A 9,463-nucleotide genomic window follows, 5' to 3' on the forward strand; every position below is an offset into this window, starting at 1 on the left:
TAAAACTTTGCCCTCTAATATTGCCAAAAGCAAGTGAAAAATACCTCAAAAAAATACCTCAAAATTATGTCTTTGGAGCAGGTTTTTAAGCAGGCGCAACAAGCAAGCCGCCAACTCAATTTGATAGAAAAAAATATTATCAACTTAATAATCAATGAAGTAGCTGATTTGGCAGTTCAGCAAAGTGATTTTATCTTAGCGGAGAATGCCAAAGATTTAGCCCGCATGGACAAGGCTGACCCCAAGTACGACCGACTGCAACTAACGCACTCACGCATAGAGGGAATTGCCCGAGAGATGCGGAACGTGAGCCAATTAGCTTCTCCATTAGGAAAGTTGATAGAAGAAAAAAATTTGCCTAATGGGCTTCATTTGCAAAAAGTAAGCGTTCCTTTGGGGGTAATTGGGGTGATTTATGAGGCGCGCCCTAACGTAACTTTTGATGTTTTTGCACTTTGCCTCAAAGCAGGAAACGTAAGCATACTCAAAGGAGGAAGCGATGCTCATTTTTCTAATACAGCCATTATCCATATCATTCATCAAGCACTTGATAAACATGGCGTTAGTAGAAATATTGTTCAGCTCCTGCCTCCAGAAAGAGAAGCTACCGCTGCCTTGCTCAATGCGGTGGGTTATGTAGATGTTATCATTCCGAGAGGAAGCCAGCAACTCATTGATTTTGTGAGAAAAAACTCAAAAGTGCCTGTGATAGAAACAGGAGCAGGAATTGTGCATACCTATTTTGATGAAAGTGGGGACGTAGAGAAAGGGAAAAAAATTATTCACAATGCCAAAACGCGCAGGGTGAGCGTTTGCAATGCCTTAGATTGTTTTGTGATTCATCAAAGCCGCTTGGCAGATTTATCTATGTTAGTTGCTCCGCTTGCCACCCACCAAGTAGAGATTTTTGCAGATGAACAGGCTTTTGAAATATTAAAAAACTCATCTTATCCTTCTAATCTACTTCACCAAGCACAGCCTGAGCATTTTGGGACAGAATTTTTGGCGTATAAAATGTCTATCAAAACCGTGGGTAGCTTTTCAGAAGCCTTAGACCATATCGCCCAGTATAGTTCCAAACATAGCGAAGCTATTATTAGTGAAAATGAACAAGTTATTAGCCAGTTTTTAAAAGCCGTAGATGCAGCGGTAGTCTATGCCAATACTTCCACTGCATTTACAGACGGTGCCCAATTTGGCTTAGGGGCAGAAATAGGCATTAGCACCCAAAAACTTCACGCACGCGGTCCTATGGCTTTGGCTGAGATTACCTCGTATAAGTGGATAGTCAGAAGCAACGGACAAATCAGGAATCCATGAGGCTATTCTTCTTGACCTTCTACTTCCTCTAAAAGCAGTTGGAAAGCCTCCAATACTTCTTTGTAATCTTCGTTTGCTAAATTAATGTTTTTCTGCTCACATTTTTGCCTAAATACTTCTAAGGGAGTAAGTTCACTTAGAGATTGTTGAATACTTGGCTCACTACTCGGCAAATGTGTCCTATCATATTCTATGTTTACTTTCAAAATATCTATGCCTTTTTCCTTGCCTAAGGCGTGGATTTTTTCGCCTAAACCGTTTGCATATTCTTGTAACACTACCTTGACCTCTGCCCATGCATTCAAAGGATTTTTTTGCTCATAACTTAAAATTTCCTTTTCTACTTCCGCAAACGAACCCTTGAAACTCAACAGAGGGCGAGATAAAGGAACTTCGATTTCTTGCAAAGAAGTAAGTCCATGAGTATCTATCTCTAAAATAATTACTTGTTTTCTGTCGTTGTACTCGCTGAAGCTCAGAGGAATAGGCGAGCCTGAATAGCGAATGTGCTGATGTCCTCCTACTTTTTGAGGACGATGAATATGCCCCAAAGCAATATAATCAAAAATGCTGGGGAGTTTTTCTACTTCTATCTGTCCTTGATTGCCTATGTGTATTTCTTTCTCACTATCAGAGGTTTGGCTTTTTGCGGCGTAGAGATGCCCTGTTGCCAAAATGGGAATACCCTCTTTTTTGTAATCTGCGACCAAACTTGCTACTTGGTGATAGTGCTGAATAATTCCCTCTTTGATGCGTCTTTCTGTTTCAGTAATATTTTCTGTACTCATTGCCTTGCGAATATCGCTATCTCTTAGAAAAGGTACAGCGCATATCACCAGTTCTGTATGATTTTGATGTTTGATACTCACGATTTCATCTTGCAGATTATCACTTGCTTTGCCTACGACATACACATCTAAGAATTTAAGAATTTCTTTGGGGGCATTCAGGTTGGTAGGCGAGTCGTGATTACCGCCAATGATAAGCACGTTTTTGCAAGCCGTTTGGCGGACATTTGCCAGAAAGCGATAATACTGCTCCTCTGCCCAATGGGGTGGATTAGCCGAGTCAAATATATCCCCCGCGATGAGCAATAAGTCAATTTGCTCATTTTCAATTGTATCTAACAACCAGCTTAAAAAGAGGTTATGCTCCTCGAGTCGCATATTTTCCTGCCCTTTGAGGTAATGCCCTAAGTGCCAGTCGGCAGTATGTAAAATTTTCATGCTAATTCTTTTCAGTATTTCTTCCGTAAAAATAGGAAAAAATTAATGCTATGATTTGAAAATATGCAAATTATTCCTACCTTTGCAGTCCATTTAAGGAAAATAACATTTTTGCAAGGTATATAGGTATCATCTAATCATAGCTCAAATCATGAAAGTTTGTGAATTAACAGGGAAAAAAGCACAAGTAGGGAATAATGTTTCGCACTCAAATAATAAAACAAAACGCACCTTTGCTCCTAATTTGCACAAAAAGCGTTTTTACATTCCTGAAGAAGACAAGTGGATTACTTTGAAAGTAAGCACCTCAGCTTTGAAAACCATCAACAAGAAAGGTATCACTGCTGTTTTGAAAGAAGCAAAAGATAATGGACTTATCAAAAAATGGTAATTTTTTGAATCCTAAATCATTCATTTTTAACGATTTAATTTTGGATAAATCATGGCAAAGAAAGGCAATAGAATTCAGGTAATTTTGGAATGTACTGAACACAAAAACTCAGGCTTACCAGGAATGTCAAGGTATATCACTACTAAAAATAGGAAAAATACCACAGAAAGACTGGAGTTGAAGAAATACAACCCTGTCTTGAAAAAATACACTATTCACAAGGAAATAAAGTAAAACTTTTTTAGACTATGGCAAAGAAAGTAGTTGCGACATTGAAAAAAGAAGGCGGCGCTAAATACGCTAAGGTTATCAGGGCGGTGAAATCACCTAAGACAGGTGCTTACACTTTCAAGGAGGAAATTATGCTTGAGGAAGACGCAAAGAAAGCATTGAGCGGAAACTAATTTTTAGCACAAAGATTTTATGTGTTTTTTATAGTAAAGTCCCTATTTTTGAGGGACTTTTTTTATTTTTGCCTGATAACTACTTTTATATGGGTATTTTTGACTTTTTCACTAAGGAAAAAAAAGAATCCTTAGACAAAGGATTAGAAAAAACTAATCAAAATTTATTTAGCAAACTCAGCAGGGCTATCGTAGGGAAGTCTAAGGTGGACGACGAGGTACTGGACGAGTTAGAGGAAATCTTGATTTCTTCTGATGTAGGGGTAGATACCACTTTGAAAATTATCAAGAGGATAGAAGCACGTGTGGCAAAAGATAAGTACTTGAATACCTCAGAGTTAGAGCGTATTCTAAGGGAAGAGGTCATTGCCTTGCTGATGGAAAATAAGACCCAAGATTTGGAAGACTTCCTCGTGCCAGAGGTGAAAAAGCCTTATGTCATCATGGTCGTAGGGGTGAATGGGGTGGGAAAGACTACTACTATTGGCAAGCTGGCGGCACAGTTTCTAAAAAGGGGGAATAAGGTGGTTTTAGGCGCAGGAGATACTTTTCGGGCAGCAGCCGTAGAGCAACTCAAACTTTGGGGTCAGCGCGTAGGCGTACCCGTGATAGAGCATGGCATGAATACTGACCCCGCTTCTGTGGCGTATGATGCAGTAAAAAAAGGCGTAGAAATGAATGCAGACGTAGTGATAGTGGATACCGCAGGAAGATTGCACACCAAAGTGGGGCTGATGAACGAGCTTGCTAAAATCAAAAGGGTGATGCAAAAGGTCGCCGACGATGTGCCTCATGAGGTTTTATTGGTGTTAGACGGAAGCACAGGACAAAATGCCTTTATCCAAGCCAAAGAGTTTACCCAAGCAACAGAGGTTACTGCATTGGCAATTACGAAGTTAGACGGCACAGCCAAAGGAGGGGTGGTCATAGGTATCTCCGACCAATTTAAGATTCCTGTCAAGTACATAGGTGTAGGTGAGAAAATAGATGACTTGCAGATATTTAACCGCAAAGAATTTGTCGACTCTTTGTTTAAAACTCAAAAATAGAGTATGAAATTATCTCGCAGTTTTGGCATAGCCTCTTTGGGTGCCTTGGTTTTGTGGATAGTTAAACTGTACGAGTATTACACCAATACCTCTTTTATCTACACTTTGGGTTTGTACCCTCGCTCTTTTTTTGGCATTATTGGTGTTTTTACCTCGCCCTTAGTGCATGGAGATTTTTTCCACTTATTTTCCAATACCGTTCCCTTCATTATCTTAGGTGGAGGGATTTTGTTTTTCTATCCCTTGTTGGCTAAAAAAGTTTTTCTGTATATCTATCTCTTAACGGGCATGAGCGTTTGGCTTTTTGCGCGTCCTTCGTATCACATAGGCTCAAGCGGCTTGATATACGGCTTTGCGGCTTTTCTCTTTTTTAGTGGCATTTTTCGGCGCGACCTCAAATCCATTGCTGTTGCCATAGCAGTCGCTTTTTTGTATGGAGGCATGATAACTGGCTTGTTCCCAGCAGGTTCAGGCGTTTCCTTCGAGTCGCATCTTTTGGGGGCGGCAGTTGGGAGCATTTGTGCTTTTTCTTATAAAAATATCAAAGCCGATACAGAAATAGAAGAAAAAGAAAACCTCCCCACTCCCATTTTTGAGGGCTACAGAAATATAGCAGGGAAAAGTTTTAAGTATGAGTATAAAGAAGGTAAGGAGTAGGTAAATACTGGGTAGAGTAACAAAAAATGATAACTTTGTTGAAAATTATACTTCATTCTCACTTAAAAAAACAAATAACATGAAACTCCCAAACACCATTTTTCTCTTAGCAAATCTATTTTTGCTAACTTTGTTGCTTTATTCCTGCGGTCAGGAAAACCAACACAACCAAAATAAAGAACTTAAACGCATGACAGCTACTCCTCCCAAAGCGAAAATTGTCCCTAAAGAATTGGAAATTCATGGACACAAACGCATAGACAACTATTACTGGCTCAATGAAAGAGAAAACCCCGAGGTGATTGAGTATCTGAAAGCAGAAAATGCTTACTTAGATACCGTACTTGGGCATACCAAGGAAACCCAAGAGAAACTTTTTGCAGAAATGAAGGGCAGAATCAAAGAACAAGACGAGTCTGTGCCTTATAAGTTAGATGATTACTACTACTATGTACGCTATGAAACGGGCAAGGAATATGCGATTTACTGCCGCAAAAAAGGCTCTTTGCAAGCCCAAGAAGAAGTGATGATAGACGGAAATGAACTTGCCAAAGGACATGCCTATTTTGCCGTAGGCGGAATGCAAGTGTCTTACAATCAAGATATTTTAGCTTATTCTACTGATACAGTAAGTCGCAGGATTTATACCTTGTATTTCAAAAACTTAACCACAGGCGAAACCTTGCAAGACGTAATTCCTAATATCACAGGAAATATCGCTTGGGCAAATGACAACAAAACCATTTTTTATGCGCGCCAAGACTTGCAAACCTTGCGTTCCTACCAAATCTACAAGCACGTACTTGGCTCAGACCCCGCCAAAGATGAACTCATTTTTGAGGAAAAAGATGAAACGTTCAATGTAGGTGTATATCGCACCAAGTCAAAGAAATATATGGTGATTGCGTCCAGCAGTACGCTGACTACCGAAGCCCAAATCTTAGACGCAAGCAAGCCCAATGAAAAATTCAAACTTTTTTTGAAAAGAGAAAGAGAACACGAATACGGCATAGACCACGTAGGCGATAAGTTTTACATCCGCACCAACTGGCAGGCTAAAAACTTCCGACTCATGGAAGTAGCAGAAAACCAAACTGCGGACAAGGCAAAATGGAAAGAAGTCATTGCCCATAGAAAGGAAGTGCTGTTGGAAGGTTTTGAAGTTTTTAAAAACTTTTTGGTCTTAGAAGAAAGAAAAGAAGGTTTGATGCACCTACGAATTATCAAAAACGACAAAACAGAACACTATGTCGACTTTGGTGAGCCAACTTATGCCGCAGGTACAGGAATAAATTTAGATTTTGATACCAATATCTTGCGCTACGGCTATACTTCCCTGACTACCCCAAGTTCCACTTTTGACTACAACATGGACACTAAAGAGAAAACCCTGCTCAAACAGCAGGAAGTAGTGGGTGGCACATTCAAACCTGAGAACTACCAAGCAGAAAGAATTTATGCCACTGCCCAAGACGGCACCAAAATTCCTATTTCTTTGGTGTATAAAAAAGGCACGCCCAAAGACGGAACGGCTCCGCTTTATCAATACGGGTATGGCTCTTATGGTTATTCTTTAGATGCAAGTTTTAGCTCGGTGCGCTTGAGTTTGTTGGACAGAGGTTTTATCTATGCGATTTGCCACATCAGAGGCGGCGAAGAAATGGGCAGACAGTGGTACGAAGATGGCAAACTTTTGAAAAAGAAAAATACCTTTACTGACTTTATCGCTTGCTCTGAACACCTCATCAAGGAAAAATATACTTCTGCTGATAAATTGGTTGCAAGTGGTGGAAGTGCAGGAGGTTTGCTCATGGGAGCGGTGGTCAATCTACGCCCTGACCTTTACAAGGCAATCGTAGCAGACGTGCCTTTTGTAGATGTGGTTACTACCATGCTGGACGAGTCTATTCCGCTCACCACAGGAGAGTTTGATGAATGGGGCAATCCAAAGGAAAAACAATACTATGACTACATGCTTTCCTACTCTCCTTATGATAATGTAGAGGCAAAAGCCTATCCTAATATGCTCGTAACCACAGGCTTGCATGACTCCCAAGTGCAGTATTGGGAGCCTGCCAAGTGGGTAGCCAAGCTCCGCACTTTGAAAACAGACAACAACCTTTTGGTGCTGAAAACCAATATGGAAGCAGGGCATGGAGGAGCATCGGGCAGGTTTGAAGCCTTGAAAGAAATCGCCTTAGAATATGCCTTTTTATTTGATGTATTAGGCATAAAAGCGTATTAAACCAAATCCAAGTCGCAAATGGCTTGGATTTTTTGTTTTTTATGCTAATTTTACTTCGTTTATCAGTCGGAATATCGGAATAAACGCAGGTATTATGATAAAAGCTACCAAAATTATTCACAGGGAAGAAACAAGAATCAAAGTAGATTTCCCTTACAATCAGGAGTTTATCACTTTACTTCGCCAAGTGGAAGGGGCGAAGTGGAGCAAAACGCACAAGGCTTGGCATATTCCTTATACCAAAGAGGCGTTTGGAAAACTAAAATCGCTTTTCCCCGATATAATCGTGGACAAACCTGAAAAGGCAGAAACCCAAACAGAAGAAAAGTCTAAACCTGCTGCAACTGTCCCAAAAGAAGAAGTAAACCTGCCCAAAGTCTCTTCGGTTTTAGTAGAAGTGATAGGCAGGAAAATAATTTTAAAACTTCCTAAAAATGAATTAGATACCAAATTTATCTTGACTTTGCGATTTTCTAAATTTGACAAGGCACAAAAGGTTTGGCTCATTCCTAACTACCCTGATAACTTGGAGCTTATCAAAGAATATTTCAAAGATAGGATTTGCAACATTACGATTCACCAAGAAATAGAAGTAAAAACAGGAAAGGAAACTACTCAAAAAATAGATGCGAAAGATGTTTTGGTCATAAAGACACAAACCAATAGGCTAAGACTCATTTTTAGCTTTAATAAAGCATTGACGTTGGCGATTAAGAAAATGCCTTTTTGGTCTTGGGATAGCAAAAACAAATGGTGGACAATTCCTTTTTCTGATAAGTTATTGGCTCAAATTCAGGCGATTGTAAAAAATGAAGGGTTGAATTTTCATTACGAAGAAGAAAAGACTGATACAAGCAAAGTAGCCCGCAAAACGGAATATGATGTACCCAACTATCGCTCCTGCCCTGAAAGTATGATTTTGAAACTCAAAGAATTGCGGTATAGCGAGCGTACTATCAAAGCATACAAAAGCCTTTTTGAGGAGTTTATCAACCACTATCCTACCGTAGAAATAGATAAAATTGATGAGGAGAAAATCATTGCTTTTTGCAGGTACTTGGTGATAGACCGCAAGGTGTCTGCTTCTACTCAAAATCAAGCAATTAATGCGATTAAGTTTTACTATGAAAGAGTATTGGGTGGGCAACGCAAGTTTTATTTTTTAGAACGTCCTAACAAGGAAAAAGCTCTGCCCACTGTACTTAGTATGGAAGAAGTTTCAGCAATTTTGAAAGCAAGCACCAACCTCAAACACAAGGCAATCCTGACGGTTATCTACTCCGCAGGGTTGCGGATAAGCGAGCTTATTAACCTCAAAATCAAAGATATAGACTCTGAAAGAAAGCAAATCAGAATAGAGCAAAGCAAGGGCAAAAAAGACCGCTATACCTTGCTTTCTACGAAAACACTTGACCTATTGCGGACTTATTTCAAGGCATACAAGCCTAAGGAATACCTGTTTGAAGGGCAAGAAGGAGGTAGATACTCCGCAAGGAGCATACAAGCATTTTTCCAAGAAATATGCAAAAAAGTAGGTATAAAAAAGAAAGTAAGCGTGCATACCTTACGCCATAGTTTTGCAACGCATCTCTTGGAAAATGGCACTGATTTGCGTTATATTCAGGTTTTACTTGGACATGAAAGTACGAAAACTACAGAAGTTTATACACACGTAACAACCAAGGGCTTTGACCAAATAAAAAGTCCGTTAGATAATTTGGATATTTGAAAACAAATTTTTTAATTCGCAAAACAAAAAAATAAATTATAGATGCGTGGACTTAACAAAGTAATGCTGATAGGCAACTTAGGCAAAGAGCCAGAGGTGCAGATGTTGGAAGGAGGCATTACAGTGGCTAAATTTTCCTTAGCCACTACGGAAAGTTATAGAGATAAGGAAGGGAACGTACAAAGCGAAACAGAATGGCATAATATAGTAGCTTGGCGAAGTCTGGCAGACTTGGCTGGGAAGTATCTGAAGAAAGGCAGTACGATTTATTTGGAAGGGAAAATCAAAACCCGCTCTTATGAAGATAAGGAAAGCAATAAAAAATACGTAACAGAAATCATTGCGGAGAGTTTTATCATGTTGGATAAGCCTGCTGATAAAGCGGAAATAAACGCAAGTTTTTAAAAATAAACGCAAGGGTTGCGTTTATCCAGATGTTAGC

General features: G+C 39.6%; 10 protein-coding genes. 9 read left to right on the forward strand and 1 reads right to left on the reverse strand.

The genetic code is table 11. The features are described 5' to 3' along the window. Positions 1 to 66: 66 nt before the first annotated feature. Positions 67 to 1,320 carry a glutamate-5-semialdehyde dehydrogenase gene (locus BM141_RS01055; RefSeq protein ID WP_091538570.1) on the forward strand — a complete coding sequence of 418 codons (1,254 nt, stop codon included), beginning with the start codon at positions 67 to 69 and terminating at the stop codon, positions 1,318 to 1,320. Between the two features lie 2 nt (positions 1,321 to 1,322). Here the strand turns inward: BM141_RS01055 and BM141_RS01060 are convergent, their stop codons facing one another. Then, on the reverse strand, positions 1,323 to 2,546 hold the full coding sequence (locus tag BM141_RS01060) for an exonuclease SbcCD subunit D C-terminal domain-containing protein (RefSeq protein ID WP_091538472.1): 1,224 nt from the start codon (positions 2,544 to 2,546) through the stop codon (positions 1,323 to 1,325). A gap of 148 nt (positions 2,547 to 2,694) precedes the next feature. Between BM141_RS01060 and rpmB the strand changes: the two genes are divergently transcribed. The 8 genes from rpmB to BM141_RS01100 all read left to right on the forward strand — a co-directional run bounded on the left by rpmB (position 2,695) and on the right by BM141_RS01100 (position 9,426). Beyond that, positions 2,695 to 2,937, forward strand: a complete 243-nt coding sequence (gene rpmB, locus BM141_RS01065; protein ID WP_091538474.1) for a 50S ribosomal protein L28 — start codon at positions 2,695 to 2,697, stop codon at positions 2,935 to 2,937. 51 nt (positions 2,938 to 2,988) lie between these two features. Further along, the gene (rpmG, locus tag BM141_RS01070) at positions 2,989 to 3,171 is read left to right on the forward strand and encodes a 50S ribosomal protein L33 (protein ID WP_091538476.1); all 183 of its coding nucleotides are present in this window, start codon (positions 2,989 to 2,991) and stop codon (positions 3,169 to 3,171) included. 14 nt (positions 3,172 to 3,185) lie between these two features. Further along, entirely contained in the window at positions 3,186 to 3,341 is a 156-nt protein-coding gene (locus BM141_RS01075; RefSeq protein ID WP_091538478.1) for a DUF4295 domain-containing protein, read from the forward strand. An 89-nt stretch (positions 3,342 to 3,430) separates the two neighbouring features. Next, positions 3,431 to 4,390 carry a signal recognition particle-docking protein FtsY gene (gene ftsY / locus BM141_RS01080; protein ID WP_091538479.1) on the forward strand — a complete coding sequence of 320 codons (960 nt, stop codon included), beginning with the start codon at positions 3,431 to 3,433 and terminating at the stop codon, positions 4,388 to 4,390. A gap of 3 nt (positions 4,391 to 4,393) precedes the next feature. Then, a complete protein-coding gene (locus tag BM141_RS01085) occupies positions 4,394 to 5,047 on the forward strand; it encodes a rhomboid family intramembrane serine protease (RefSeq protein ID WP_091538481.1) in 654 nt (217 codons plus the stop codon). Positions 5,048 to 5,126: 79 nt separating this feature from the next. Beyond that, positions 5,127 to 7,292: a S9 family peptidase gene (locus BM141_RS01090; protein WP_091538484.1), complete on the forward strand. Its 2,166-nt coding sequence runs from the start codon at positions 5,127 to 5,129 to the stop codon at positions 7,290 to 7,292. 94 nt (positions 7,293 to 7,386) lie between these two features. Beyond that, on the forward strand, positions 7,387 to 9,021 hold the full coding sequence (gene xerA / locus BM141_RS01095) for a site-specific tyrosine recombinase/integron integrase (RefSeq protein ID WP_091538487.1): 1,635 nt from the start codon (positions 7,387 to 7,389) through the stop codon (positions 9,019 to 9,021). 42 nt (positions 9,022 to 9,063) lie between these two features. After that, the gene (locus BM141_RS01100; protein ID WP_091538491.1) at positions 9,064 to 9,426 is read left to right on the forward strand and encodes a single-stranded DNA-binding protein; all 363 of its coding nucleotides are present in this window, start codon (positions 9,064 to 9,066) and stop codon (positions 9,424 to 9,426) included. The last annotated feature ends 37 nt before the right edge of the window (positions 9,427 to 9,463 follow it).

The sequence above is a fragment of the Thermoflexibacter ruber genome (genome assembly GCF_900113045.1).
In the GTDB taxonomy this organism is placed as follows: domain Bacteria; phylum Bacteroidota; class Bacteroidia; order Cytophagales; family Thermoflexibacteraceae; genus Thermoflexibacter; species Thermoflexibacter ruber.

Bases quoted from the DNA above. Each gene is read 5' to 3' on its own strand.
- BM141_RS01060 (WP_091538472.1), bottom strand. From the start codon at position 2,546: ATGAAAATTTTACATACTGCCGACTGGCACTTAGGGCATTACCTCAAA.
- BM141_RS01085 (WP_091538481.1), top strand. From the start codon at position 4,394: ATGAAATTATCTCGCAGTTTTGGCATAGCCTCTTTGGGTGCCTTGGTT.
- BM141_RS01100 (WP_091538491.1), top strand. From the start codon at position 9,064: ATGCGTGGACTTAACAAAGTAATGCTGATAGGCAACTTAGGCAAAGAG.
- BM141_RS01055 (WP_091538570.1), top strand. From the start codon at position 67: ATGTCTTTGGAGCAGGTTTTTAAGCAGGCGCAACAAGCAAGCCGCCAA.
- ftsY (WP_091538479.1), top strand. From the start codon at position 3,431: ATGGGTATTTTTGACTTTTTCACTAAGGAAAAAAAAGAATCCTTAGAC.
- xerA (WP_091538487.1), top strand. From the start codon at position 7,387: ATGATAAAAGCTACCAAAATTATTCACAGGGAAGAAACAAGAATCAAA.
- rpmG (WP_091538476.1), top strand. From the start codon at position 2,989: ATGGCAAAGAAAGGCAATAGAATTCAGGTAATTTTGGAATGTACTGAA.
- BM141_RS01090 (WP_091538484.1), top strand. From the start codon at position 5,127: ATGAAACTCCCAAACACCATTTTTCTCTTAGCAAATCTATTTTTGCTA.
- BM141_RS01075 (WP_091538478.1), top strand. From the start codon at position 3,186: ATGGCAAAGAAAGTAGTTGCGACATTGAAAAAAGAAGGCGGCGCTAAA.